General features: G+C 61.8%; 29 protein-coding genes. 16 read left to right on the top strand and 13 right to left on the bottom strand.

The features are described 5' to 3' along the window. The first annotated feature begins 29 nt into the window (after positions 1-29). Both CJ178_RS16890 and CJ178_RS16885 read left to right on the top strand, forming a co-directional pair. Positions 30-1226: an acetyl-CoA C-acetyltransferase gene (locus tag CJ178_RS16890; protein ID WP_092804087.1), complete on the top strand. Its 1197-nt coding sequence runs from the start codon at positions 30-32 to the stop codon at positions 1224-1226. A gap of 56 nt (positions 1227-1282) precedes the next feature. Next, a complete protein-coding gene (locus CJ178_RS16885; RefSeq protein WP_033233260.1) occupies positions 1283-1651 on the top strand; it encodes an ArsR/SmtB family transcription factor in 369 nt (122 codons plus the stop codon). Between the two features lie 15 nt (positions 1652-1666). On the opposite strand, the gene CJ178_RS16880 is transcribed toward CJ178_RS16885, so the two are convergent. From CJ178_RS16880 to CJ178_RS16870, 3 genes are all read right to left on the bottom strand, one after another. Further along, the gene (locus CJ178_RS16880; RefSeq protein ID WP_033233259.1) at positions 1667-2077 is read right to left on the bottom strand and encodes a hypothetical protein; all 411 of its coding nucleotides are present in this window, start codon (positions 2075-2077) and stop codon (positions 1667-1669) included. Positions 2078-2193: 116 nt separating this feature from the next. Further along, the gene (locus CJ178_RS16875; protein WP_095887163.1) at positions 2194-2865 is read right to left on the bottom strand and encodes a pyridoxamine 5'-phosphate oxidase family protein; all 672 of its coding nucleotides are present in this window, start codon (positions 2863-2865) and stop codon (positions 2194-2196) included. 17 nt (positions 2866-2882) lie between these two features. Continuing rightward, a complete protein-coding gene (locus CJ178_RS16870) occupies positions 2883-3809 on the bottom strand; it encodes a DNA-3-methyladenine glycosylase family protein (protein WP_095887162.1) in 927 nt (308 codons plus the stop codon). Positions 3810-3882: 73 nt separating this feature from the next. Here CJ178_RS16870 and CJ178_RS16865 point away from each other — a divergent pair, with 73 nt between their 5' ends. Then, positions 3883-4446 (top strand): ribonuclease H family protein, encoded by a 564-nt coding sequence (locus tag CJ178_RS16865; protein WP_095888013.1) that lies wholly within the window; start codon positions 3883-3885, stop codon positions 4444-4446. Positions 4447-4458: 12 nt separating this feature from the next. Here the strand turns inward: CJ178_RS16865 and CJ178_RS16860 are convergent, their stop codons facing one another. Continuing rightward, positions 4459-5592 carry an NADH:flavin oxidoreductase gene (locus CJ178_RS16860; RefSeq protein WP_033233811.1) on the bottom strand — a complete coding sequence of 378 codons (1134 nt, stop codon included), beginning with the start codon at positions 5590-5592 and terminating at the stop codon, positions 4459-4461. Positions 5593-5597: 5 nt separating this feature from the next. Further along, a complete protein-coding gene (locus CJ178_RS16855) occupies positions 5598-6125 on the bottom strand; it encodes a nuclear transport factor 2 family protein (RefSeq protein ID WP_033233253.1) in 528 nt (175 codons plus the stop codon). Between the two features lie 126 nt (positions 6126-6251). Here CJ178_RS16855 and CJ178_RS16850 point away from each other — a divergent pair, with 126 nt between their 5' ends. Beyond that, positions 6252-7157 carry an amidohydrolase family protein gene (locus CJ178_RS16850; protein ID WP_051730442.1) on the top strand — a complete coding sequence of 302 codons (906 nt, stop codon included), beginning with the start codon at positions 6252-6254 and terminating at the stop codon, positions 7155-7157. Between the two features lie 21 nt (positions 7158-7178). On the opposite strand, the gene CJ178_RS16845 is transcribed toward CJ178_RS16850, so the two are convergent. After that, positions 7179-7922, bottom strand: coding sequence for an SDR family NAD(P)-dependent oxidoreductase (locus CJ178_RS16845; RefSeq protein WP_033233251.1), 744 nt, complete (start codon positions 7920-7922; stop codon positions 7179-7181). A gap of 29 nt (positions 7923-7951) precedes the next feature. Next, entirely contained in the window at positions 7952-8890 is a 939-nt protein-coding gene (locus CJ178_RS16840; protein ID WP_033233249.1) for a 3-oxoacyl-ACP reductase, read from the bottom strand. 258 nt (positions 8891-9148) lie between these two features. Between CJ178_RS16840 and CJ178_RS32810 the strand changes: the two genes are divergently transcribed. Then, positions 9149-9301, top strand: a complete 153-nt coding sequence (locus CJ178_RS32810) for a hypothetical protein (protein WP_162487725.1) — start codon at positions 9149-9151, stop codon at positions 9299-9301. 70 nt (positions 9302-9371) lie between these two features. Then, positions 9372-10955, top strand: a complete 1584-nt coding sequence (locus tag CJ178_RS16835; protein WP_033233247.1) for an acyl-CoA synthetase — start codon at positions 9372-9374, stop codon at positions 10953-10955. A gap of 63 nt (positions 10956-11018) precedes the next feature. Here the strand turns inward: CJ178_RS16835 and CJ178_RS16830 are convergent, their stop codons facing one another. Together CJ178_RS16830 and CJ178_RS16825 are read right to left on the bottom strand one after the other, a co-directional pair. Continuing rightward, positions 11019-11528, bottom strand: a complete 510-nt coding sequence (locus CJ178_RS16830) for a nuclear transport factor 2 family protein (RefSeq protein ID WP_033233245.1) — start codon at positions 11526-11528, stop codon at positions 11019-11021. 31 nt (positions 11529-11559) lie between these two features. Next, positions 11560-12429 carry a TIGR03619 family F420-dependent LLM class oxidoreductase gene (locus CJ178_RS16825; protein WP_033233243.1) on the bottom strand — a complete coding sequence of 290 codons (870 nt, stop codon included), beginning with the start codon at positions 12427-12429 and terminating at the stop codon, positions 11560-11562. Between the two features lie 137 nt (positions 12430-12566). Between CJ178_RS16825 and CJ178_RS16820 the strand changes: the two genes are divergently transcribed. From CJ178_RS16820 to bphC, 5 genes are all read left to right on the top strand, one after another. Continuing rightward, positions 12567-13475, top strand: a complete 909-nt coding sequence (locus CJ178_RS16820) for an IclR family transcriptional regulator (RefSeq protein WP_033233241.1) — start codon at positions 12567-12569, stop codon at positions 13473-13475. A gap of 76 nt (positions 13476-13551) precedes the next feature. Next, complete coding sequence (locus CJ178_RS16815) at positions 13552-14412, top strand: alpha/beta fold hydrolase (RefSeq protein ID WP_033233239.1); 861 nt, start codon at positions 13552-13554, stop codon at positions 14410-14412. A 160-nt stretch (positions 14413-14572) separates the two neighbouring features. Further along, entirely contained in the window at positions 14573-14677 is a 105-nt protein-coding gene (locus CJ178_RS33720) for a hypothetical protein (protein ID WP_072782658.1), read from the top strand. Positions 14678-14716: 39 nt separating this feature from the next. Beyond that, the gene (locus CJ178_RS16805) at positions 14717-15895 is read left to right on the top strand and encodes an acyl-CoA dehydrogenase family protein (protein WP_033233236.1); all 1179 of its coding nucleotides are present in this window, start codon (positions 14717-14719) and stop codon (positions 15893-15895) included. Between the two features lie 35 nt (positions 15896-15930). Continuing rightward, on the top strand, positions 15931-16851 hold the full coding sequence (gene bphC / locus CJ178_RS16800; RefSeq protein ID WP_045064991.1) for a biphenyl-2,3-diol 1,2-dioxygenase: 921 nt from the start codon (positions 15931-15933) through the stop codon (positions 16849-16851). A gap of 64 nt (positions 16852-16915) precedes the next feature. Here bphC and CJ178_RS16795 read toward each other — a convergent pair whose 3' ends face one another. From CJ178_RS16795 to CJ178_RS16785, 3 genes are all read right to left on the bottom strand, one after another. Then, on the bottom strand, positions 16916-18229 hold the full coding sequence (locus tag CJ178_RS16795) for a bifunctional o-acetylhomoserine/o-acetylserine sulfhydrylase (protein WP_045064988.1): 1314 nt from the start codon (positions 18227-18229) through the stop codon (positions 16916-16918). 36 nt (positions 18230-18265) lie between these two features. Beyond that, positions 18266-18781 carry an OsmC family protein gene (locus CJ178_RS16790; RefSeq protein ID WP_045064985.1) on the bottom strand — a complete coding sequence of 172 codons (516 nt, stop codon included), beginning with the start codon at positions 18779-18781 and terminating at the stop codon, positions 18266-18268. Between the two features lie 243 nt (positions 18782-19024). Next, positions 19025-19786, bottom strand: a complete 762-nt coding sequence (locus CJ178_RS16785; protein ID WP_179300765.1) for an enoyl-CoA hydratase-related protein — start codon at positions 19784-19786, stop codon at positions 19025-19027. A 72-nt stretch (positions 19787-19858) separates the two neighbouring features. Here CJ178_RS16785 and CJ178_RS16780 point away from each other — a divergent pair, with 72 nt between their 5' ends. Continuing rightward, positions 19859-20482, top strand: a complete 624-nt coding sequence (locus tag CJ178_RS16780) for a TetR/AcrR family transcriptional regulator (RefSeq protein ID WP_245005833.1) — start codon at positions 19859-19861, stop codon at positions 20480-20482. Here CJ178_RS16780 and CJ178_RS16775 read toward each other — a convergent pair. Continuing rightward, on the bottom strand, positions 20479-21186 hold the full coding sequence (locus tag CJ178_RS16775) for a TetR/AcrR family transcriptional regulator (protein ID WP_095887160.1): 708 nt from the start codon (positions 21184-21186) through the stop codon (positions 20479-20481). The genes CJ178_RS16780 and CJ178_RS16775 overlap by 4 nt on opposite strands. Before the next feature lie 189 nt (positions 21187-21375). Between CJ178_RS16775 and CJ178_RS16770 the strand changes: the two genes are divergently transcribed. The 4 genes from CJ178_RS16770 to CJ178_RS16755 all read left to right on the top strand — a co-directional run bounded on the left by CJ178_RS16770 (position 21376) and on the right by CJ178_RS16755 (position 25940). Continuing rightward, positions 21376-22179: an SDR family NAD(P)-dependent oxidoreductase gene (locus CJ178_RS16770; RefSeq protein WP_092804048.1), complete on the top strand. Its 804-nt coding sequence runs from the start codon at positions 21376-21378 to the stop codon at positions 22177-22179. A 50-nt stretch (positions 22180-22229) separates the two neighbouring features. After that, positions 22230-23351, top strand: coding sequence for a DUF5938 domain-containing protein (locus CJ178_RS16765; protein ID WP_033233226.1), 1122 nt, complete (start codon positions 22230-22232; stop codon positions 23349-23351). Between the two features lie 34 nt (positions 23352-23385). Then, positions 23386-24906 carry an AMP-binding protein gene (locus CJ178_RS16760; protein WP_095887159.1) on the top strand — a complete coding sequence of 507 codons (1521 nt, stop codon included), beginning with the start codon at positions 23386-23388 and terminating at the stop codon, positions 24904-24906. Between the two features lie 89 nt (positions 24907-24995). Next, positions 24996-25940 (top strand): TauD/TfdA dioxygenase family protein, encoded by a 945-nt coding sequence (locus CJ178_RS16755; protein ID WP_045064974.1) that lies wholly within the window; start codon positions 24996-24998, stop codon positions 25938-25940. The last annotated feature ends 60 nt before the right edge of the window (positions 25941-26000 follow it).

The following is a 26000-nucleotide window of genomic DNA, read 5'->3' as shown; positions in this document are numbered from 1 at the left end:
ACACTTACAGAACAAGCTTCGAGGAAATCATGAAACGAGCAGCGCTGGTTGCGCCGGTTCGGACCGGGGTGGGCCGCTTCGGCGGTGCACTGCGTGACGTACCTGCCGAGACTTTGGCAGCCACAGTGATCAAGGAGACGGTTCGTCGCAGCGGCATCGACCCTGCCCGCATCGACGATGTTGCGATGGGGCAGTCGTACGCCAATTCGGAGGCACCGTGCATCGGCCGGTGGGCAGCGCTCGAGGCCGGGCTTCCCATCTCGGTTGCCGGTTTCCAGACGGATCGCCGATGCGGAACGGGCCTGCAGGCCATCATCACCGCGGCGATGATGGTTCAAACAGGCGCTGCTGACGTTGTTGTTGCGGGCGGCGTCGAATCGATGAGTGGCATCGAGCACTACACCACCGGAGCGCGATGGGGCACCAAAGCCGGTGGGCTGCAACTGTTCGACAGGCTCGATCGTGGGCGCGAGCGGTCACAGCCGGAGTGGCGATTCGGCAAGATCAGCGGCATGATCGAAACCGCCGAGAATGTTGCGCAACGCTGCGACATCAGTCGCGAGCAGTCTGATCAGTTTGCGGTTGACAGTCATCGCAAGGCAACGGCAGCGCGAGATTCCGGCCGTTTCGACACCGAGATCGTCTCCGTGGAACTGACCGATCGTAAGGGCAACGTCACGGAGTTCCGCAGCGACGAGGGAATTCGCGACGACACGTCGATGGACACACTCGGTCGGTTGCGGACCGTCACGAAGGGTGGCGTCGTCACGGCCGGAAATGCCAGTCAGCAGAATGACGCTGCGGCTGCGATGTTGGTGGTTGCCGAAGATCGACTGGACGAGTTGGGTCTCGAACCGATCGGCTTTCTGGACAGTTGGGCTGCCGCCGGCTGTGAACCCGCGCTGATGGGACTCGGACCCGTCGCAGCAGTATCGAAGCTCTTTGCCCGGACCGGTGGCAGCTTCTCCGATTTCGAGTTGGTGGAGCTGAACGAGGCATTTGCGTGCCAGGTTCTCGGCGTCGTGAAGGAATGGGGCTTCGAGGACCTCGATCGGCTCAACGTCAACGGGTCCGGAATTTCACTCGGACATCCCGTCGGTGCGACGGGTGCCCGAATGACGACTACAGCCCTGCATGAACTCAGTCGCCGCGGTAGCGGAAAAGCGCTGCTGACCATGTGTATCGGCGGCGGGCAGGGCCTGGCCGCTGTGGTGGAATCCGCCTGAGCGTCCCCTGGGTACACTCCGTATGAGGGATAACAGCACTACGGAGGCGGTCGGGCATGGAGTCAAGCGGCGCTTTGAACATCGCCGATGTCCGGCGCGGGCAGGCGGCGCTCGAGGGCCTGGACGTGACTGTGTGGTCCAACCGGTTTGAACTGCTGTCCGATGCCAATCGCCTTCGGCTTCTCCTGTGTCTGCATCACGCGCCGGGGATCTGCGTCACGGACCTGTCCGTGGCATTGGGAATGAGCGGGACGGCTGTCTCGCATGCACTTCGGCTGCTTCGGAGCCAGGGGTGGGTGACAGCCACGCGAGACGGCCGTTCGATGCGTTACCAATTGGCTGACGACACCGTGCACCAGCTACTTCACTCGATCGGTGCCACGCACTTCGGCGACGATCCCACACATGGTCACTCGCACGACTGAACTGCCACGACTGAACTACGGAGTGGCGAAGAATTTCTCCACTGCCGGTGCGGCATTCGGGTTTCCGTTCATGATGCCGTTGCCCAGACCGATACCCGTTCCGATGGCTCCGCCGACGATGCATCCGGCGATGAAGTTGGGGAAGATCGACAAGCACCCAATCCCGATACCTGTGGCCGCACCGCCGAGCGTCGACTGCAAGCCGCCGTTGTTCCACCCGATATTGATTTCGTTCGTCATGGTGTCGAACGCAGCTTGTTTGGCATCGTTACCGGGGAAAAGCGTCGCTGCAGTCGGACTGTTCGTGCTTACCGGTTGGTTGAACGGATCGAAGCCGGTGTTCGGAGCTGCAACAGCCGTTCCGGCGCCTGCGCCGACGGCAGCAACGACAATCGCGGTCATGGTCAGAGTTCGGGACAGTTTCATGGGGAAAGCCAATCTGTCTGTGTGGAACTTTCGGGCACAAGCGGACCCGTCGACTTCCTCGCGACGGGTCGTGACAAGTGGCTACCCGGCTCCGATACCTCTGAAACCGCCCAGTCTCATTCGTTATTCGACACTCGAGCGCGGAGCGCTTCGTTCTCGGCGGCGAGCCTGGCAACGTCTGCCTGGAGTGAGTCGATCTGTTCCTGTAGTGGCCTGCGGGCAAGCGCCAGAGATTCGTCCATTCGTTCCTTGTCGTAGCGCGGAGTGATGTTTCGCGCGCAGTTCCAATCGAATGCTTCCACGTCGATGACTATCGAGCGCTGCGCCTTGGCCGACATGATGCCGCCGGGAACCTCCAGAAGTTGTTGCAGCAGCGTGGGGTCGGCATCGGCGTCGACTACGTGAGCGCGGCCGTAGATTTTCAGACGGGTTCGTGTCGGATAGTCGACGACAAAGAGCGAGACGCGGTTGTTGGTCTCGAGGTTGCCGAGTGTCACGAATTGTTGATTTCCGGGCAGGTCGGCAAAGCCGATTCGGTTCGGACCCAACACGTGGAGAAACCCGCGGGGACCACCACGATGCTGGATGTACGGCCAACCGTCGGAAGTGACCGTGGACAGAAAGAACGAATCGACAGATGTAACGAAACCCTGAGCGCGAGAGTCGAATTCCATGGGGCCGGTATCGGGATGATCGAGTTTGGATCCGTAGATCGTGAAACTGCCCGACTCGCGCTGGCGCTCGACAGCAGCGGGTGAGAACGCGATGTGTGCGTATCGACTCGACATGATTACTCTCCTTGCGCTCAGTGCCAACGATGATCGGCGATTGCGGTGCGCGGCCCGAACTTCGGTTTGACGGCCTGGCCGCTGACCTGCAGGAGCCGGACCGCCCGATACCGATGCGGTTGCAGGGGAGCGAGGTACTCGACCATACGAGCGTCGTCGATCGGTTCCCCGAGGAGGGACCAGCCGACTACTGCGGCGAGATGGTAGTCGCCCACTGACAGAGCGTCGGAATCACCGAATGCACGCTGGGCAACTTCGGCGGCGGTCCAGATTCCGACGCCGGGCACGGCTCGCAATCGCCTCGTCGCCTCCGCCCTCGAGAAGGTCGACGCTTGCTCGAGCCGATCGGCGACCCGAGCGCACTGCACGATCGTCTTGGATCTTGCCGGGTCCACGTTCGCGCGACGAAACTCCCACGACGGCATCCGTCGCCACTGATCCGCGGTGAGTGGAACTCGCATTCCGTCGGGCGCCGGTCCGGGAGCTCGTTCTCCGAACTTGGTCAGCAGACGTCGCCACGCTGCAAAGGCGTCGACGCCGTGGACACGTTGTTCGAGGATGGCGGGGACGAGAGCCTCCATGACGCGTCCGGTGCGTCCGATCCGCAGATGCGGGAAGCGTCGATGAGCTTCGGCCAGCTTGGGATGTTCGGGAGCAAAATCGTCGGCTTCGTCGTCGAGACCGAGCAATGCTTCGGCTCCGCCCAGGAACTCCGTAGCGCAGACGCCCCACGACTGCACGCGGACGGTGTGGCGATCCGACTGTGTAATGCGGTAGGTCACAGGACCCGAAAGTTGGCGGGAAACTCGCCAGATCGCGCCGTCCGGGGTACGCCTGTGAGCGGGGTCGCCAGGTCCGCGCTGATGCGGGCTGAGCGTCAGCGCGGCATCGAGTGGTCGCTGAGAAGTCACCGTGACTTCGGCAGCCTCGAGTTTCGGCGTCATCGTCGGCCAGCGTATCTGCAACGGTCGCCCCGCGTTCAGACACATGTCGGTGGGGCAACGTAAGGTCCGAGCCATGATCATCGTGAGCACCGACGGATCCTGTCTGCGCAACCCCGGCGGAGCTATCGGCTGGGCTTGGGTAAATCACGAGGGTCCGTCGATGTCGGGCGGCGAATCATCCGGAACCAACCAGATCGCCGAGTTGAGGGCGCTCTTCGAGGCCGTTGTCGCTCACCCCGGAGACGAGCCTTTGCTCATCGAATCGGACTCCCAGTACGCCATCAAATGTGCATCCGAGTGGCTGCCGAGTTGGAAGCGCAAGGGCTGGAAAACCGCGGGCGGCGGCGCTGTCAAGAACCTGGAACTGGTGCAGAGCATCGACCGTGCCATCACCGATCGTGTCGGGCCGGTGCGTTTCCGTTGGGTCCGCGGGCACGTGGGCAACCACTACAACGAGATGGCCGACAAGCTGGCAGGCGAAGCCGCCCGTGCGATTGTCTCCGGGGACATCGAGTCGGTACCACTTGCTGCGCAGACACCGGTGCCGGTGAAAAAAGAAGTAACCGTCGTGAACTCCTCGTACAAGGAGAAGTCCACGACGGCTGTCGAACCGGAAGATCTGTTCACACTGTTCTAAAAGGCGTAGCCCCTAGATCAAGCTGCCCTCATGCACCGCTCGATCGAATGCCGGCAAGGGACCGCCGGCACGCAGGGTGGTGGCGAGTGCCGGATCAGCCAAGTGCAAGCGGCCGATCGCGATCAGATCGAACTCTCCGCTACCGATGCGCTCCTCGAGCTGGGGGATGTTGTCCACGACGGGTGCAACGCCTTCGATGCGGCTGTCGCGCAACGACTTTCCCAGGCCGACGCTGCCCACGGCCATGGTGACGGCGCCGGTCAGCTTCTTGGCCCAGCCGGCGAGCGAGAGGTCGCTGCCTTCGAAGGCGGGAACGTCGAAGCGTCGGATGCTGGCGTCCAGCACATCGACCCCGGCATCGACCAAAGCGCCCAGGATCACGCCCAGCTCTTCCGGGGTTTCCGCGATCTTCGCGGTGAAATCCTGCTGCTTGTGCTGGGAGAAGCGGTAGATAATCGGCAGATCGGGGCCGATGGCTTCGCGGATCGCCGCAACGACGGCTGCGGGGAATTTGGTACGACGCTCCAAGTCGCCGCCCCACGCGTCGTCGCGCCGGTTGGTGCCTTCCCAGAAGAAGGAATCCAGTAGGTAGCCGTGGCCGCCGTGGATGGCGATGCCGTCGAAGCCGAGCTCGACAGCGTGCTTCGCACTGCGGACGTAGGCGGCGATCACGTCTTCGATGTCCTGCTCGGTCATCGCGTCGGTTGTTGCCTGAGCGCGCTCGACGTAGGCGGCAGAGTACGAGGTGACACCGAGCGGGCCCCACTCACCGGACGGGCGCATCGGTTTGAGCGAAGGATCCATCTGCGTCATCGCGCCCCACAACGGGCCGACGTGCCAGAGCTGCGGCACGATCTTGCCGCCGGCGCCGTGAACGTCGTCGATGACCTTGCGCCAGCCGGCCTGAGCGGCGGGCGTATGCAGGTTGGGGACGTTGGCATGGTCGACCGCAGTTACGTGGTCGATCGCAACGCCTTCGGTGACGATCAGGCCGGTGCCGCCCTCAGCGCGTCGACGGTAGTAGTCGGCGACATCCTGACCGGGGACGCCCTCGATGGAGTAGGTCCGCGTCATCGGGGACATGACGATGCGGTTGGGCAATTCGAGCGAACGAATGCGCAAAGGCTGGAAAAGGGGACTGGTCATGTCAATCACAGTGCTTTCATGAATCGGAAGAATCCGGGGTCCTGATCGACGCGCAACCTCGTGAGAGTGCGGTAGCTGATCAGCCACTTACCGTTCTCTTTGCGGTATTCCTCGTGGTAGTGGCCGTATCCGTGCAGGTGCAATTCCTTCTCACCGTCGTTCCACCACAGCATGTCCTCCATCGCCCAGATTCCCGTGGCGGTGGTGGGGGAGGTCAGCACGATTTCAGGTGTGTGTGCGTGGTGCGCCGTGGTGAGAGGAATCTCGCCGTCGAGCATGTTCCGGATGGCGTTGGTGAGTTTCTCGATACCGACCACCTGATTGGAGGTGTCACCGGTCTTGGGTTGCTTGTCCGTGGGGAGGCCGCCCCAGGTTTCGCTGACGACGTCCTCGGTGTGCAGTGTCGGGTAGATATGCCACTGCTTGGTGTCCATGCAACGCAGGCGAGCCGAGAAGACCTTCTTGATTTCCTCGATTGCGAGTAGTTCCTCGACAGGACTGAGTGACGCGACTTCGGACTCGGTCAAAGACATGCAACCTCCAGCAGTAATCGGCAAGATGCCTTCAGATTCGAGTGCGTACGGCCTTGCCGTCAATCACCTGTCTCAGTGAGCGCGACAACACTCGGTATGGTCGAGCAAACGGAAGGAGCGCTCGCTATGTGCGTAGATACGGATTCGGTCCCCGGGGCCGAGGAGATCGCCGCGGTTCGGGACTTTTGGGATGAGCTGGGTGTTCCGGGTTTGATCGACGTTCACACCCACTTCATGCCCAAGAGTGTCATGGACAAAGTGTGGGGGTACTTCGACTCGGCGGGTCCGATGATCGGTCGACCATGGCCGATCACGTATCGCCTGGTGGAAGAGGAACGCGTACAGCGGCTGCGTGAATTCGGAGTCCGCGCCTTTACCTCGATGATCTACCCGCACAAGAACGCGATGGCTGAGTGGCTCAATCAGTGGGCCGTCGAGTTTGCCGCCCAAACGCCGGATTGCCTACATACGGCCACGTTCTATCCCGAAGAGACGGCCGCGTCGTACGTCGGGAAAGCGTTGGAGTCGGGCGCGCGAATCTTCAAGTCCCACATCCAGGTCGGCAATTACGACCCTAACGATCCGCTGCTCGACAACGTGTGGGGCCAACTCGAGGACGCCGAGACACCCATCGTCATTCACTGTGGCTCAGGGCCGGCGCCGGGTACGTTCACCGGGCCGGATCGAATCGCGTCGTTGCTGGCACGCTACCCGAGGTTGCCGCTGATCATCGCGCACATGGGTATGCCGGAGTACAGCGAATTCCTTGATCTTGCAGAGGCGTACGGGAATGTGCGCCTGGACACCACCATGGCGTTCACCGACTTCACGGAAGAGCAGTGTGCCTTTCCGAAGTCGGATATCTCTCGCCTGATCGACATGCAGGACCGGATACTCTTCGGGAGCGATTTCCCGAACATTCCGTACCCGTATCTCAAATCGTTGCAAGCACTTACGCGGTTCGATCTCGGAGACGAGTGGTTGCGCGCCGTAGTACACGACAACGCGGCCAAGCTCTTCTCGGTGAGCTGAGCTCACCGAGAAGACTTCAGCTCAGCGCAGTTTGATACTGCCGCCGTCGGCCATCAACGTCTGACCGGTCATGTACTGCGAGTCGTCGCTCGCGAGGAACACGACGACGGGAGCGATGTCGGTTTCGGGATCACCGATACGTCCGAGAGGAACCTTGGCAACCGACGCGGCTGCACGCTCGGGGAAGGCTTCCTGCCACTTGACGACGCCTTCGGTTGCGGCGAACGGGCAGACCACGTTGACGCGGATGCCTTCCGGCGCCCACTCGTTGGCAACGACGCGGGTCAGACCGCGCACAGCTTCCTTGGCCGCTGCGTACGACGTCTGGGTGGGCATACCGTCCAAGCCTGAACCGGAGGCGAAGTTGATGACCGAACCCTTGGTCTTCGCCAGTTCGTCGTGGCACGCCTGCATCAGGTGGACAACCGGGTAGAAGCCGGTGTTGAAGGACAGGTCGAACATGTCCTGCGTGGTTTCCAGCAGCGGGGCCTGACGAGACGCGTGAGCGTTGTTGACCAGGATGTCGAGCTTGCCGAACGCCTCGAGTGCGGCGTCGCGGATCTGCTCTGCCGAACCTGCGGCGGCAAGGTCGACGTTGAGGAACTTGCCGGCGCCGGCCAGTTCCTGCTCGAGGGCCTGGCCCTGCTCGTCGTTGATGTCGACGAACAGGACCTTCGCGCCTTCACGGGCAAAGACTCGGGTGATTGCGCGACCGATTCCGCCGGCGCCGCCGGTGACAATCGCTACCTTGCCGTTCAACCTCATGAAAACGCTCCTTCTGTGTTTGATGCTGTTTAGACGGTTGCGGTCTCGTCGACTGCGAGTGCGATCTTCTCGAGGCCGGCGATGCTGTAAGCAGCGTAGGTCTCGTAGGGGCCACGGCCCGAGAAGTACGACGAGAGCTGACCACCGAGCTCCTCGACGGTGAACGCGGATCCGGCTGCGTCGAAACGGTTCTCGACCTTCGGTGCTTCCATCAGCGCCACCATCTTGCCGTAGACGACAAAGACCTGTCCGTTGATCTCGTCCGAGGCGGGCGAAGCCAGGTAGCTGACCAGAGTTGCAACACGCTCGGGTGCAAGCGGATCGAGACCGGTGACGCCGGTGTTGTTCTCGCCGAACGCATCTGCTGTCATTGCGGTCCGCGCGCGCGGGCAGATTGCGTTGCTGCGGACGCCGTAACGGGAGAGGCCGGCTGCGCTCGAGAGCGTCAGAGCCGTGATGCCGGCCTTGGCTGCCGAGTAGTTGGGCTGTCCGGCGCTGCCGAAGAGGAAGGCTTCGGAGGAGGTGTTGATGATGCGTCCGTAGACGGGAGCATCGGCTGCCTTGCTTGCGGCGCGCCAGTGCACTGCAGCTGCATGGGAGGTTGCGGCGTGGCCCTTGAGGTGCACGCGAATGACGTCGTCCCAGTCGGATTCGGTCAGGTTGAAGATCATCTTGTCGCGCAGGATGCCCGCGTTGTTGACGAGGATGTCGAAGGAGCCGAAGTTCTTGACGCCTTCCTCGACGAAGCGCGCACCGAGAGACCAGTCGGAGACGTCGCCCGTGATGGCGATGGCCTGTCCGCCTGCAGCCTTGATCTCGTCGACCACGTCATTGGCTGCGGGGCCCATGTCGTTGACGATGACGGCTGCGCCGGCTGCTGCGAGGCCGAGTGCCTCCGCGCGGCCGAGTCCGGCGCCGGCACCGGTGACTGCGGCTACTTTGCCTTCCAAGCTCAGTGATTGCGTCATGTCGTGCTCCTTCGATCCGGGTCAGAAATTAGTATTCATTCTAATTTGTTCAATCTATTTTGGCGTAAATTCGGCAAAACTAGCAGAGTCAAAATCAGAATTAGTTCTAGTTTTGATCAGAAATGCGAGCCAGAACACTACAGTCCCGGTCAGTGGGAGCGGTGATGTAGGTCACGAGCTGGACATGCCACCTTGTGGCTACGCGCCGACCGGGCGCGCACGCACTTGCGTCACCGCCGACACTGCCCGGAGCAACCCATGTTCAACGACTCGCCTGCTCGGAAGCATCTACGCCCCAGCCAATCGTCGGAGATCCTCACAGCAGGATCCGCTCTGGCTGCATCGGGTGGAACAACGGGAGGATCTGCGCAGCTCCTGGCATCGTTGTTGGGACGTCGGATCGGCGGATGACGCACTCGAAGTACCACTAGATGCGGCCGGGCCGGACCTGCCGCACCTGAAATAACGGAAGGCACCAACAGTGTCACTGAATTTGGCAGATCTGTACGAGGGCGTAACGGACTTGATCTCGGACCGCACGGCAATCGTGTGCGACGGGCGTCGACGGACATACGCGGAACTCGACGAAGGCTCGAACCGCATCGCCCATCACCTCGCGAGTGTTGGCGTCGGACCGGGAGATCACGTCGCCTTGCACATGCGCAACAGCATCGAATACGTCGAAAGCCTGTTGGGCTGCCTCAAGATTCGCGCAGTGCCGATCAATGTCAACTACCGCTACGTCGATGCCGAGCTGACGTACCTCTACAACGACTCCATGGCGGTCGCACTCATCGTCGACGAGGAGTTTGCCGACACCGTCGCGTCGATCCTTCCCACAACGCCCGGCGTCAAGCATGTTGTCGTCGTCGGCGAAGCCGAGCTTGCCGGCGTCGACAGCATCAGTTACGACGTTGCAACGCAGGCGCAGTCGGCCAAGCGAGACTTCGGGCCGCGCAGCGAAGACGACCTCTTTGTCATCTACACCGGCGGCACGACGGGTATGCCCAAGGGCGTCATGTGGCGTCACGAGGATTTCTACTTCGCAGCGCTCACAGGTGGAAACCCTTTCGGCCCTCCGCATGTCAAGGCCGAAGATCTGTACGCCGCTGTGCCGCACGTCCCCGCCATGAACATGCTCAGCACTGCACCGCTGATGCACGGCGCGGCGTCCTACTCGTTGTTCACCGGATTCTTCATGGGCGCCAACGCAATCCTGATGGCGCGTTTCGACGCGAAGAAGACGCTCCAGCTTGCCGGGAGTGAAAAGGCCGTCTCCATCACCGTTGTCGGCGACGCGATGGCACGCCCGCTCGCCGACGAATTGGCTGCGAACGCCGCCGAATACGACCTCAGCACGGTGGGCATGGTCTCGTCCGGCGGAGCGTTGTTCTCGCTCTCCCTGCGTGAGCAGTTGAAGTCGATTCTTCCGAACCTGATCATCCGCGACGGTTTCGGTTCGTCCGAGTCCGGCGTCGACGGTAACCTCGAGATCGGCGCGGACGGCTTGATGCGGATCGCCGCTCGCGACGAGACTCGTGTCGTGGACGATCGGATGCGTCCGCTCGAGCCCGGTTCACCCGAGACCGGGTACATCGCTCGTTCCGGTCACGTTCCGGTCGGATACTTCAACGATCCCGTGAAGACGGCAGCGACGTTCCCCGTCGTCGACGGCGTCCGCATGTCGGTTCTCGGCGACATCGGACGGGTCGAGGCCGACGGCTCGATCGTTCTGCTGGGGCGCGGTTCTCAGTGCATCAACACCGGTGGCGAGAAGGTGTACCCCGAAGAGGTCGAGCAGGCACTCAAGAGTCATCCGGCTGTTCTCGACGCCTTGGTTGCCGGAGTGCCGGACGACAAGTTCGGCGAGCGCGTGGCTGCGGTCATCACCACTCGTGACGGTTTCGCTGTCCCGGACCTCGCCGAGATCGGTGAGCATTGCGCGTCTCAGGTCGCGCGGTACAAGGTGCCTCGTACCGTCGTGAGCGTGTCGGAGATCCGTCGTTCTCCCAGTGGCAAGGCCGACTACCGCTGGGCCAAGGCAACTTTGACGGAAGCTAACTAGTTCGACGTCATCCAGCGCGTTTTGTGAGGGACGCGCTGGATGACGCTCGGGCAGAGCGCAGAACTAGTTCGTTACTCCTGCGGCCAAGAGGGCGCGGGCTTCGGGGCGGCCGTCGAGGAGCGCGTTCGTACGCAATTCGACCTTCCAGACGCCGTCGTTCTTGACCAGTTCCCACCGGTTCGCGGTGATGCGGAGAACCTTGAATCCGGACGGGTTCTCGGGATCCTTGATCACGAGCTGCGAGTGGCAGGTTGCGACGGCTTTGTTGCCGTCGATGCGGATGTGTGCCGGCGTCATCATGTGCGCTGCGCCGTTCATGATCCAGTTCTGATGAGCGGCACTGCGCACCATGGCGCGGAGTTCGCCACGGCCGTGCATTGCTCCCGTGTCGACGTCGTAGACACCGTCCTCGAGCCACAGGTTTGCGACCTCGTCGGCAGATCCACTGTCGACGGCCGGGCTGTACGCGGTGAGCAGTTCGGTGATGGCCAGCTTGTCTTCGAGCAATTCGACTCGGGCAATCAGTGATTCGACCAGGGCAAGTGAGTTGCTCAGTGCGGTGGCGTCGGTCATCGGCATTCCTTACGTAGACGAAGTGGATCAATCAGGTGAAATCGATGCCCTCGGCGAGGGCGATGCGGTGAAGTTCCTCGAGTTGTTCCGCGAAGTGCTCAGCGCTCGACGCGCTGATCGACGTGCTGGCGATCGTGGCACCGGCGTCGCGGACTCGGGTCAGTGAGCGGACGACGCGTTCCGGGTCGCCGAGCGGATCGAAGGCTGCGCCAGTGGACAAGATGACGTCGAAGTTTTCGGGGAGCGGCGCTGCCGCGAGCATGTCCGCGAGCTCCGAGAGGCGCAGTCCGAAGGGAACCCAGCCGTCGCCATGGGTGAGTGCGCGGCGCAGTGAACGCTTGGTGCGGCCACCGATCCAGAGAGGCACTCGCGGTTGGACGGCGTGCGGCTCGACAACAAATCCCGAGTAGTCGTAGAACTCGCCGTGGTACTCCGGGAGCGGAGTGGAGAGCGAGGTGCGCAGCGCTGCGAGGGCGTCGTCGGCGCGAGCTCCACGATCGGTGAACGGAGCGTTTATGAGATCGAATTCTTCTTTTAGCGTCCCGACTCCGAGGCCGAGGACAAGTCGCCCGTTGCTGACCCGATCCAGCGTTCCGTAGCGCTTCGCGATCTCCAGTGGGTGGTGGTATCCCAGCACGAGCACTTGAGTTGCGAGCCGAATAGTGCGTGTTCGAGCCGCAAGATATCCGAGTGTTGCGAGCGGATCCCAGTAGGTTCCGCCGCGTTCTCCGGCTATTTCTGTGGGAACTGCGATATGTTCACTGCAGGTCAGGTGGTGAAAACCGAGGCGATCAGCAGTTTCGGCGATCTGTGCGACCTCGTCGATCTCAGCCGTCGCTTCCCAGTCTGATCGGGTGCTGGGGTGCTGGATCAGTACCGGTGTGACGAGTCCGAGGTGCATCGAGCGTTTATAGCTGCGACGAGCAGTTCTGGCACAGAAATTTCCGGTGATCGGGATGAGATTGTCGGATTGGCTTTCCAGATACTGTGACCTGGGTTATAGTCACTAGAATCAATTCCAGTTTCCGGGAGGCGTCAATGACCATCGTTGAAATCAACGACACCATGACCACTGCTCAGCCGACCAGCGCTCAGGCTAAAAAGGATCTTCCGCCGTCGATGGTCGAGCGGATGACGCTGATTCTCGACGCCTTCGACGGACGCGCAGCACGGCTCACCCTGGAAGAGGTGGCGTGCCGCACGCAGTTGCCGCGCTCCACCGTCCACCGCATTCTCGATCAGCTCGTCAAGCTCGACTGGGTAGATCACGCATCGTTCGGCTACTGCCTCGGACGGCGTGCACTCGGCCTCGGTGGCGGCGACGGTGGCCACAGCCAGATTCGTGAAGCTGCTGCACCCCTGCTGCACGAACTGCACCTTCAGACCGGAATGGTTGTGCACCTCTCGGTGCTCGACGGCCGTGAAACTGTTTATCTCGACAAGGTCGGCGGCCGGTTTGCCGCTGCACTCCCGTCGCGCGTCGGTGGCCGGGTTCTTGCGCACTCCACCGCGGGCGGCAAGGCGATGCTCGCGTGGATCGATCCGGAGCGCGTCGACGCCTTGTTCGGCGCGACCCTTCCGCGCTGTACGGAGAACACCATCGCGGAGATCGGCATCTTGCATCAGGAACTCAACCGCATTCGTCAGCGTCGGGGCTTGGCCTTCGAGCGCGGTGAATCCGCTCGCGGACTGGCATGTGTGGCGGCCGCGATTCGTGGGCATGAAGGCCCCGTCGGCAGCATTGCGTTGTGCGGCGACATGCGGACGGCTCAGCTCGAGCGAGTCGCCCCGTTGGTAGTCGACGCGGCCCGTGAGGTCTCGCGCTCGCTGTACCCCGAGCTGGGTGCGCCTCGCCGTGGCCGCAAGGCTCCTCCGATCCCGACAAACACCTTCTCGGCAGACACGATGGACCGACTTCTGGCGGCGTCCACCGAGCAGTGGATCTGAGTTTTCTTGCCCTTTCTGTCTCGCTGATCGGGACGGTTCGTAGCAGCTCAGCGGCGGTGATGGCACCGTTCCGGGTATGACGACTGAACTGAGCTACGAGGACACTCTGAAAGAGCTGCAGACCGATCTCGGTGTGCTCCGGTATCACGAGGCCGGCGACGGTCCGCCGCTGGTGTTGCTGCACGGATCAGGTCCCGGAGTCACCGGGTGGCGCAACTACCGCGGCGTTCTCGCGGACTTCGCCGAGCACTTCCACTGCTACGTTCTCGAGTTCCCCGGCTTCGGCGTCAGCGACCCGGGCGACGGCCACCCGATGATGATGGCTCAGGCTTCGGTCAGCGCGTTCCTCGACGGACTCGGTCTCGGTCCGGTCCACCTGATCGGCAACTCCATGGGCGGCATCGTCGCCACCAAGGTCGCGATCGACGAACCGCACCGCGTCAGCAAGCTCGTCACCATCGGCGGCATGGGCAAGAACACCTTCTCGCCCGGCCCCGGTGAAGGCATCAAGCTCCTCATGGAATTCACCGACAACCCCACCCGCGAAGCCCTGATCCGTTGGCTGCAGTCGATGGTCTTCGACCCGGCCGTTGTCACCGAGCAGCTCATCGAAGAGCGTTGGGCGCTCGCCACCGAGCCGACGACCCTCGAGATCGCACGCCGGATGTACAGCAGCAAGGCCATGGCCGCTATGGGCGCCGCCGCTGCTGCGTCGACGGATGTTCCGTACTGGGCGCAGTTGAACAAGATCAAGGCCCCGACCCTGCTCACCTGGGGTCGCGATGACCGCGTCAGCCCCGTCGACATGGCGATTCTGCCGATGCGCGACATTCCCAACGGTGAAGTGCACATCTTCCCCAGGTGCGGTCACTGGACGATGATCGAGGCCCGCGACGCCTGGGTCTCGGCAGTTCTGGCATTCCTTACCCGCCCGTAAGGGCCTTCGGCCCCCGTGCGCCTTTCCGGCAGTTCCCACTACCAAAAAGGCGCACAGGGGCTGCTCCCACTCACCGGGAAGCATTTCTGCACTACCGATCCGCACCTGCCACGGTTTCACCAACAGATTTTCACCTCGCCAGATCTTCCAGGAGGACGCGATGCTCAGTGATACGCAGCGAGTTTTCCGCCGCAAGGTAGTTGGTGGGCAGGAAGACCAGTTGATCGACATCGCGCTTGGACTCGCCGCGAAGAAGTCTGCCTAGGCATTCGCCGGGTACCGAAACCAGAAAGCCGAGAAAACCATGGGACAGGTTCTAGACAACATCTCTCAGTTCGCCGACGAGATCCGCGCAGGCGGCGTCGAGGGCGACAAGATCATGCAGCTGTCGGACGGCAACGCGAAGCGTCTTCGCGATTCCGGCGTCATCCGCATGTTCCAGCCCAAGGAATTCGGTGGGCTCGAATCGCACCCGCGTGAGTTCGCCGAGACGGCAATGGCTATCGGCGCGATGGACGGCGCAACCGGCTGGGTCAGCGGCATCGTTGGCGTCCACCCGTGGGAGCTTGCATTCTTCGACAAGAAGGCGCAGGAAGAGGTCTGGGGCGAGAACCCGGACACCTGGATGGCTTCCCCGTACGCACCGATGGGTGTTGCTCGTCCCGTCGACGGTGGCTACATCCTCAACGGTCGCTGGTCATTCTCCTCGGGAACGGATCACTGTGACTGGGTCATGATCGGCGCGATGGTCGGCGACGCCGAGGGCAAGCCCCTCATGCCGCCGAAGCACCTGCACGTCCTGCTGCCGCGTAGCGATTACGAAATCGACCAGGACAGCTGGAACGTCGTGGGCCTGCGAGGCACCGGTTCCAAGGACCTCATCATCAAGGATGCTTTTCTCCCCGCCTACCGCACCATCGACGCGTCCAAGGTGTACGACGGCAGCGCGTGGAAGGAAGCCGGCCGCACGGAGACCCTGTACAAGTTCCCGTTCTCCTGCATCTTCCCGCTCGGCATCACCTCCTCGTTGATCGGTATCGCCGAAGGCGCATTGGCCTGCAACATTGCAGCCCAGCGTGAGCGCGTCACAGTCAGTGGTGTCCCGATCAAGGAAGATCCGTACGTACTCTTCGCCATCGGCGAGGCTGCTGCGGAGATCGCGGCTTCGCGCGCGGCGATCCTCGAGACGGTCGACCGTTTCTGGGACATGACCGAAAAGGGCCAGGAAGTTTCGTTCGAACTTCGTTCCATCGGCCGACGCACTCAGACGGCTGCCGCGTGGCGTGCAGTGCGCGCAGTGGACGAGATCTTCGCTCGCTCCGGCGGCGGCGCCCTCCAGCTCAGCACTCCGATGCAGCGATTCTGGCGTGACGCGCACGCGGGTCTCTCGCATGCCATCCACGTGCCCGGATCGATCTTCCACGCGTCGACCCTGACGCAGCTCGGTGGCGAGCCGCAGGGCATCCACCGCTCGATGATCTAGTCCCACAAATACTTTCGAAGCAAGGACGGTTAGGCATGACTGAAATTCGGGGCCTGGGGTATCTCAGGATCCAAACGCAGGACGTGGCTCGCTGGCGCGAGCTCGTGGTTGACGGACTCGGTCTCGCGGTCGGCAGCGGCCCGGAACCCGACGGCCTCTACCTCCGTCTGGACGAGCGTCGCTCGCGACTGATCGTCCTTCCGGGTGAGTCGGACAAGGCGCTGGCAGTGGGCTGGGAAGTGCGAGATCAGTTCGCGCTCCAGCGTGTTCGCGAAGCCGTCGAGAAGGCCGGGGTCGAGGTCGAGGTTCTCTCCGAGACCGATGCCAGCTACCGCGACGCCGAGCAGGTCATCGCGTTCAACGATCCCAACGGCAACCGTGTCGAGGTCTTCTTCGGGCCGGTTCTCGACCACAGCCCGTTGGTCACCCCGCACGGTGGACGCTTTGTCACCGGCGATCAGGGACTCGGCCACGTCGTGCTCCCCGTCACGGCCTTCGACGAAGCACACGCCTTCTACACCGAGGTTCTCGGCTTCCTGCCGCGCGGCTCCATTCGCCTCGGCGGTATCGACGCGCCGCCGCCGGCTCGCCGTGTCCGCTTCATGGGTGTCAACCAGCGTCACCACAGCCTGGCTCTGTGCCCGGCCCCGCCGGTCGACGAGCCTGGTCTGGTGCACCTGATGATGGAAGCCGAGACCCTCGACTCTGTCGGTCAGGCACTCGATCGTGTCGCCAAGCTCGGCTTCACGATCTCCTCGACCTTGGGCCGTCACACGAACGACAAGATGGTGTCGTTCTACGTGCGCGCTCCCGGTGGTTGGGACCTCGAATTCGGTTGCGAGGGAATGCTGGTCGACGAAGCGTTCTACACCGCTGAGGAAATCACAGCGGACAGCTACTGGGGCCACGACTGGTCAGCAAGCGAACCGCTTGCGGCCTTCACGCCCAAGAGCTAGTTTCACCCGGCAAAAGGCTCGGCCCCGACTTTCGCGTCGGGGCCGAGCCTTTTGTTGTCGGCGATCAGGAAGCTGCTGCAGCCAAACCGATTTCGAGGTCGGCGAGGATATCGTCGATTCCTTCGATTCCGACTGCCAGGCGGACGAGTCCCGGGGTAACGCCCGACGCGAGCTGCTCCTCGGGAGTGAGCTGCGAGTGCGTCGTCGACGCGGGATGGATGACCAGCGAGCGGACGTCACCGATGTTGGCGACGTGGCTGTGCAGAGTCAGGGCGTTGACGAACTTCTTACCCGCATCGACCCCACCGGCCAGCTCGAACGCCACGATTGCGCCGGTGCCCTTGGGTGCCAGCTGCTTTCCGCGCTCGTGCCACGGAGATGACGGCAGTCCGGCGTAGGCCACCGACGTAACCTCGGCGCGGCTGTCGAGGAACTCGGCCACCTTCTGCGCATTGGACACGTGGCGCTCGATACGCAGGCTCAACGTTTCGATGCCTTGCGAAATCAGGAACGCGTTGAACGGTGCGATTGCCGAACCGAGGTCGCGCAGAAGCTGAACGCGGGCCTTGAGAGCGTAAGCGGGCGCACCGAGGTCGGCAAAGGTGACGCCGTGGTAGCTGGGATCCGGGGTGGTGAAATTGGTGTGGCGACCCTGGGTCCAGTCGAAAGTTCCGCCGTCGATAATGACGCCGGCAATCGCGGTGCCATGTCCGCCAAGGTATTTGGTGGCGGAGTGTACGACGATGTCCGCGCCGTGCTTCAGCGGCTGAATGAGATACGGAGTTGCGACCGTGTTGTCCACGATCAGCGGGATGCCGTTCTCATGGGCAATCGCACTGATGCCGGGGATGTCGAACACGTCGTTCTTCGGGTTGGAGATGGTTTCGCCGTAGAACGCCTTGGTGTTCGGACGGATTGCCTCGCGCCAGTGATCGAGGTTGTCCGGGTCTTCGACGAAGTCGACGGTGATACCGAGCTTGGGCAGCGTGTAGTGGAAAAGGTTGTACGTGCCGCCGTACAGACGCGGGCTCGAGACGATGTGGTCACCGGCTTCGGCGAGGTTGAGGATCGCGAACGTCTCCGCAGCCTGACCGGACGCGACCAGTAGCGCCGCAACTCCGCCTTCGAGGGCAGCGATGCGCTGTTCGACTGCGTCCTGCGTCGGGTTCATGATGCGGGTGTAGATGTTGCCGGGTTCGGCGAGGCCGAACAGCGCGGCGGCGTGGTCGGTGCTGTCGAAGACGTAGCTGGTGGTCTGGTAGATCGGCAGTGCCCGAGCATTGGTGGCGCTGTCGGGGCCCTGCCCGGCGTGGACCTGCTTGGTTTCGAACGACCAGTTGGCGGTCGGATCAATTTCGGCTGGGGTGTTCTCGCTCATGAATTCATACTCCGTAGTGAAGGTGATTGATGCGGGTCAGGCGGTTTCGACGACTGTATGCACTGGAACAGGATTGCGGGTGAGATCAAGCACGGGGCAATGGGCGTCGACCGTCTCCTGCAACTCCAGGTAGCGCTCACGCGATTCCGGGCCGGTCAGTGTGACAACCACACGAACCTCGGAAAAACCGGGGCGGACAGCGTCGTCGAATCCGAAGAAGCCGCGCACGTCGAGGTCGCCCTCGGCGCGTGCCGAGATGTCGTCGAGTCGGATGCCGAGCTTGTCCGCCCATACTCGATACGTCACCACCTGGCAGGACAGGAGTGAAGCGAGGTAGTACTCGACCGGATTGGCGGCAGTGTTCTCGCCGCCGAGGGCCGGCGGTTCGTCGACCTCGACGCTGTATTTGCCGAGCGTGACTGTGCTGGCAACGGCATCGTGAGCTTGCGCCGACGCCTTGAAGACGACATGAGCCTTGCCGGCGTCCTTGCCGATCGCGTCAGCGTTTGCGGCAACAACGGAACTCAAGTGTGAAACGGATGCGGTGGTCATGACAGAAAGATCCCCTGATCTGGGTGAGCATACGAATACCTTCCGCGGGCGGTGACCGCGGAAGTAGGTCCGATCAGAAGATCGGACACCCAGAGGTACAGACGTGCGCAAAATCGACATGGCGACGCCGCGTCAGCAGCGTGCGTGTCGTGTATGCGCCGAATCCCGTCACGCCAGTGACTGTAACCGGCTGGCAACCTTTCCCACCAGCCCTATAGGGAATCTGTCCCGAATGCTGGTTGCTCATGCGGTCGGGACGTTGTTCCAACGTGGCACTCGGCGGTTGGCAAATGCGTCGAGTCCCTCGGCGATGTCCGGCGATTGCAGGATGTGATCGCGCGCCGTGTCGGTGACATTCCAGCCATGCGAATCATCTTCGGTGTACAGGGCATTCACCGACTTCAAAGTCAGGCTCACCGAGGTGGGGGAGGATTCGCAGATTTCCGACGCTATAGCCAGTGCTTCGTCGAGCGCCTTGCCCGATTCGGTTACCGCATTGACGACGCCCAAATTCAGCGCGCGTTCGGGATCGAGTGTGCGGCCGGTAATCAAGAGTTCACGGGCAACGTTGAGAGGTAGTGCGCGTGGTGCCCGGAACAGGGCGCCCGACGTGGCGACCAATCCGCGGCGGGTCTCGGGAAGGCCGAATTGTGCTGTGCGAGAGGCAACAATCAAGTCGCAGGCCAGGGCGATTTCGAATCCGCCGCCCAATGCGTATCCCTCGACTGCTGCGATCAACGGCGTGTTGCGCTGTCGCCGGATGATGCCGTATTCGCCACCGCGCGGCATGCGAAGGTCGGCCCGCTCACGGATGTCGGTGCCGGCGCAGAAGACGGAGGTTGTGCCGGTGATGATGCCGACCCACAGCTCGGGATCGTCGTCGAGGAGGTCGAGTGCGGATTCGATGCCCTCGGCGGTTTCGCGGTTGATGGCGTTGCGACGTTCTTCGCGTTCGATCCGAACGATAAGTACCTTGCCCTGGCGTTCAGTGGTTACAGTCGACATAATTGGACTGTAGTCCATCTATATTCTTACGTACGCTGATTGCAAGGCCAAGGGCTGAGGAGGCGAGTCCGCGTGGTTTCGAAAGACGTGGTTTCCAAAGGCATGGTTTCCAAACGCGAGCAGAACAAGCGCGACACCAACGATCGGTTGTTGTCCGCGTCCCGTGTTCTCTTCTCGGCGCAAGGATTTGCCAGCACTACCGTCGACGATATCGCCGAAAGGGCAGAAGTTTCGCGGGCTACTTTCTTCAATTATTTTCAGGGCAAGGATGCGGTTCTCGAAGCGCTGCACAGCGACCATCTGGATCGGCTGGCGTCAATGGTGGACAAGCTCATGGGTACGCCGATGTCCACGACGGATCGAATTGTCAAACTCTTCGAGGATTTTGCACTGCAAGCGGTGAAGCATCCACGCTATTTGCGTATGGTGACAACGGAATTGGAACGCGACTTTGCCGCATCCGGTGCGGGAGCCGCCCACGACAAGCGGTTTCACGTGGAACTGTTGCGCATCGTCACGGCAGGTCTCGAGACTGGTGAAGTTCGAGCCGACTATCCACCGTTGTTCTTGGCGCAGATGATCGGTGGCGTCTACAGCACGCTGGTCAGGTTCTGGCGTCAGGATGCCGGCTACGATGTGGTGGCCGAATTCGATCGTGGCGCAAGGTTTGTCACGGATAGTATCGCTGCCCGCTAGGCGTGTGGTGTGGGCACCACCTGTGAGAGAATCGACTGTACGGTGTCGGACAGATACGTGGCTGCGCTCGCGTCGCCGGAGAAATGGCGAAGCAGACTCTGTTGGAACAGGCCGTCGAAAACTCCGTACATAGCGGCGGGCGTAATGGTGGGTTCGGTGTCGAGGAGCTCTGCGTAGCGGCTGACGATGCGCCAGATCATGTTTTCGAGGCTTTCGTCGATCGCGGCCACATCCGCGCGGAAAGAATCCTCGAACAGAGACTGTGCTCGCAGGTCGTACCAGAGCCGGTGCATGGTCGCCTCGTTGATCATGGTCTCGGCCAAGATAGCCCCGAAGCCCGCTCGCAGCTCGTCGGGTGTCTGCGCAGTGGAGACTATGCCGTCGTAGCGGGTGACGCAACGCGCCTTGTAGTGGCGCACGCAGTGCGTGATGAGGTCGACTTTGTCGCTGAAGTAGTAGTGCAGGACGCCGTGCGAAAACTCGGAGTTCTGAGCGATTTCGCGCAGGCTGGTCCGCGCATATCCGAGTTCGGCGAGCGTTTGCAACGCTGCTTCGGCCAGCTCGTCGCGGCGATCCGAGAACTTGTCGACCTGCCGACGTGAGACCTTGTCGGCATTGCTCGGGGAGGACTTTTTACTTGTCCCACTTGCATTCTCGACGGTAGTAGTCACGGCGTTACGTCCTGTTCGTGCGATGTGTGCCATCAGTATGACCGGCTGCTGGAAACAGTGTAGTCCCTGCTCTTTGACGATCGTGTAACAAAATCTTGACAGTCGTCAAGATTTCTCTTGACACTCGTCCAAAGTTGAATACTCTGTGACACACGCCACTTGGCAGCGTCGCTGTGAACGGTGGCATCGCGAGATTCATTTCAGTCATGGAGGCAGTGAAAAATGAGCGTGTTTGATCTCGAGGGACGAAAAGCACTGGTCACAGGCGGCGCCAAGGGTCTCGGTGCAGGAATGGCAGAGGCGTTGGCAAAGGCGGGAGCGTCGGTGATGATCGGCGACGTTCTCGAGGACGAGGGCCGGGCAACCGCGGAGGCCGTCGGTTCGGGCGGAGCCAAGACCGGCTTCGTGAAGCTGGACGTCACCGACGACGCCAACTGGGCTGACGCGGTCGCTGCCACGACGGAGGCCCTGGGCGGTTTCGACATCCTCGTCAACAATGCGGGCATTGAAATCTCTTCGCTCGTGGTGGACCTGGACGCGGATGACATCCGCCGGATGTGTGAGGTGAACATCCTCGGCACCGCGCTCGGCACCAAACACGGTTTGCGCAGCATGCGGCCTGGTGGGATTGCCGGCGGCGGCGGTTCCATCATCAACATCTCGTCGGTTGCGGCCACTATTCCGTTTCCCGGAATCAGTGGGTACTCGGCCACCAAGTCCGCCGTCGACCGTTTTACCCGCGTTGCTGCGACGGAGTCCGGCAAACTCGGCTACGGAGTACGCGTGAACTGCGTCTATCCGGGACTTGTCGCGACGGAGATGGGGCTGGGTCTTGCGTCGGACATGGAGAAACTCGGTCTGTGGCCCAGTGCGGAGGCGGCCGTTGGCGACGTCATCGGTCTCACCCCGCTGGGGCGTCTCGGTGAAGTGAACGACATGGCGGACGCGGTCGTCTTCCTGTCCTCGGATGCTGCCCGCTTCATTACCGGTATCGGCCTGCCCGTCGACGGCGGCATGGGTATGTAACCCACACAGTCTTTTTCGGCTCGACCCCAACTTCGAAAGGTTCAACCAACATGTCTGACAAGAAGCCAGTCGTCGTCTACGGCGTTTCCGGGTACACCGGACGCCTCGTGTGTGAATACCTGCGTGAGTTCAACATTCCGTTCATCGCCGCCGGCCGAGATGCCGCACGCATCCAGGAAGTGCTCGACAAGATCCCCGGCCTCGACACTGTTGATCACGAAGTGGTCGAGGTGGAGCACACGGTAGAAGCATTGACCGAGTTGTTCACCGGCGCACAGGTAGTCAGCAACATGGTTGGCCCGTTCATCAAGTTGGGTGGCACCGTGGTCGAGGCAGCGCTCAATGCCGGCTGCCACTACATGGACACCACCGGTGAGCAGGACTGGGTTCTCGACGTCCAAGAGGAATTCGGCGACAAGTACCAGGAGAAGGGCTTGTTGCTCTCACCCGGTATTGCGCAGATGTACACGACAGGTGAGATCGCTGCCAACATCGCGCTGGAGAATCCGGGCCTCGACACGCTCGATATTCTGGTGTTGTGGAAGGGCTTTCCCACGTACGCGTCCACCCAGACCATCTTCACGATCCTCAAAGCCGACTGGTACTACCTCGAGCAGAACAAGTACGTGCAGTGGGCGCCCGGTTCGACCTTCGACGTTGTTGTTCCGGGTCAGCACGAAACCGCTCTCGCTTTGCCGTGGGGCGGAACCTGTCATCCTGTGTGGTTCAAGAACGACCCGCGCGTGTCCAACGTCAAGGCTGCGGGTGGCGTGTTCGATCGGTCGGTGATGGAAGGTGTTGTTGCCACCCAGAAGATGGTGGAAGAGCAGATCAAGACGTTGCCCGCCGATCAGCAGGAGGCAGCGCTGGCGGAAATCGCCGGTTCGGTGCAGGCAGGCATGCCGCCACGGGAAAACCCGCGCATCAACACGTCGATGGACTCGGTGTACGCATCCGGTCCGCTCGGACGTGCTCACGTCGTCATCCACGGCAACTGCAACTACAAGCAGACGGGCCTGCTGCAGGCGTACGCGGCTCACTCGCTGCTGCAGCAGCCGCCCAAGCGTGCCGGGTTGGCGTCGGCGTGCCAGGCCTTCGGACACCGTGAATTGCTCGGTGCGCTAAGGAGTTTCGGTTTGGTGCTGGAGCCGGAAATCACCGTCAACACCTAGACCACCATTCGATTCTGCCTGAGAGGCTCCCGCTATGCGTTTGACCGACTATCTCGACAAGGGAGCCTCTCTCGGTTCCACCGCGCCATGTTTGACGATGGGGGAGCGCACGCTCACCTACGGTGACGTTCAACAGTTCAGTCGCCGGTTTGCCTCATCCCTTGCAGCCTCCGGGATTGCCCCGGGAGACAAAGTGGCCATCCTGTCCGGCAATGATCCGATCTCGTTTTCGTGCGTTTTCGGTATCAGCCGGGCGGGTGCGGTGTGGTGTCCGATCAATCCACGTAACGAGGCTGCGGAAAACCGTGACCTGTTGGATCTGTTCGATACTCGGGCCCTGTTCTTTCAGAAGTCGTATGCGCCTCTTGTCGATTCGATCCGGCAGGCGCTGCCGAAATTGGCGACGCTGGTCTGCATCGACGGTGAGACCGACTGGGCGCCGTCACTCGGGAAATGGCTCGGGGAGCAAGATTCGGAGGCGTCGCCGCCCGACGACGTGACCATGCTCGTCGGAACCGGCGGCACCACCGGGCGCCCCAAGGGTGTGATGCTGACCGGCCACAATATCGAGACGATGACAGCGATCACGTTGATGAGCTACCCGTTCGAGGGTCGTCCCGTGTATCTCGCGTTGGCGCCGTTGACACACGCGGCCGGGGTTCTCTGCTTCCCGATTATGGCGTTGGGCGGGGAGGTTGTCATCATGCCGAAACCCGATCTCGGTGCCTTCTTGGAGAACGTACAGAGGCATCGGGTCACGCACACGTTCCTGCCGCCGACGCTGATCTATATGCTGCTCGAGCATCCCGATCTGGCGGACACGGATCTTGGCTCGCTGCAATGCTTCTGGTACGGCGCAGCGCCCATCTCGCCGACCAGGCTGGGGGAGGCGATCACCAAGATCGGGCCGGTCATGGCGCAACTGTTCGGCCAAAGCGAAGCGCCGATGATGATTTCCACGATGGCACCGAAGGACCATTTCGGCCCGGACGGTGCCATTGCAACCGAGCGGCTGTCCTCCGCCGGACGCCCGTCGCCTTTGGTCACCGTCGCAATCATGAACGAAAAGGGGCAACTGCTCGGGCGCGGAGAACGCGGTGAGGTCGTGATTCGCAGTTCGCTGGTGATGGCGGGGTACTTCAAGAACCCCGAAGCCAGTGCGGAGGCATCGGCACACGGATGGCATCACACTGGTGATATCGGATATCTGGACGAGGACAACTTCCTGTTCATCGTCGACCGGGCGAAGGACATGATCATCACCGGGGGATTCAACGTCTATTCGGTGGAGGTCGAGCAGGCCCTCATGGCCTATCCGGGAATTCAGGACTGTGGGGTGATCGGCCTCCCTGACGACAAGTGGGGCGAGCGCGTTGTGGCTGTAGTGCAGCCGCATCAGGGAGCTGTCATCGACGGAGCCGAAGTCATGGCCTTTGTGAAGGCTCGCATCGGAAGCGTGAAGACACCGAAAGAGGTTGTCGTCTGGGAAGATCTGCCGCGGTCGAAAGTGGGGAAGGTGCTCAAGAACGAGATCAAGGGGGTGTTGCTGGGATAAGTCCGGGATGAGTCATTGACAGGTTAAGGGCGTCTCCTTAAAGTTGAAGTGATCTGGTTCACTGTCGCTGTACTCGAGGGAGTCTGAAGATGGCCGTCCTGTTTCCCACCATGATCTTTCCGATTCCGACGGACCCATTGGCTGCGTATGGCCCGCTAGTGGCAAAACGGAATCCGGAAACGGTTGCACCAGAGCCGTATATCCATTTTGCGGTCAAGCCGCACACACCCACCATCGGTGCGGAAATCTCGGGGCTGCGGCTGGGTGGCGACCTGTCCGACGAGGTCATGGCCGAACTACGCCGCGCCTTGCTCGAGTGGAAGGTGCTGTTCTTTCGGGACCAGGACATCGACCGCGCGGAGCATCGTGCCTTCGCGGAACGATGGGGTTCACTGGAGCAGCATCCGTTCTTCAAATACACCCAGCCTGGTCAGACCGACATCGACGTCACGACGCTGGCCAAGGACGCAATGGTTGGGGGCGTCGAGAACAACTGGCACAACGATGTGACGTGGCACGAGCATCCGTCCTTTGCGGCAGTTCTTCGAGCCGTCGAAGTGCCGGAAGTTGGAGGCGACACGTTGTGGGCTGACACTGCTGCGGCGTACGACCTCTTGCCGCAGGACATCAAAGAACGCATCGAACACCTTGAAGCCGAGCATGATTGGATCAACGCGTTCGGAAAGTCGATGCCGGCCGAAGCGGTAGACATGCTGCGCCCCAAATTTCCGCCGGTTCGCCATCCGGTTGTGCGCGTTATTCCCGAGAGCGGCCGACGGGTCCTGTTCGTGAACATGACTTTCACGCAGCGGATCGTCGGGGTTTCGCAAGAGGAGTCGAACGAACTTCTCACCCTGCTGTACCGGCACGTCAACCGTCCGGAGTTCCAGGTCCGGTTGAAATGGGAGCCGAATACCGTTGCCTTCTGGGATAATCGGACGTGTCAGCACTATGCGTCGAGTGATTATTTTCCCGCGCGGCGCGTGATGGATCGGATCTCGATCGTCGGTGACCGGCCGGTTGGGATCGTGTAGCCGCCCGCCGAATTTCGGGTGTAGCAGGGGCAAGGTCACTCGTCACGTACTTGTGAGTTC

The organism is Rhodococcus sp. ACPA4 (assembly GCF_002300185.1).
GTDB lineage: Bacteria > Actinomycetota > Actinomycetes > Mycobacteriales > Mycobacteriaceae > Rhodococcus_F > Rhodococcus_F globerula.
Note: the sequence above shows the minus strand (reverse complement) of the source record. Positions and strands in the feature narration are given on the sequence as shown.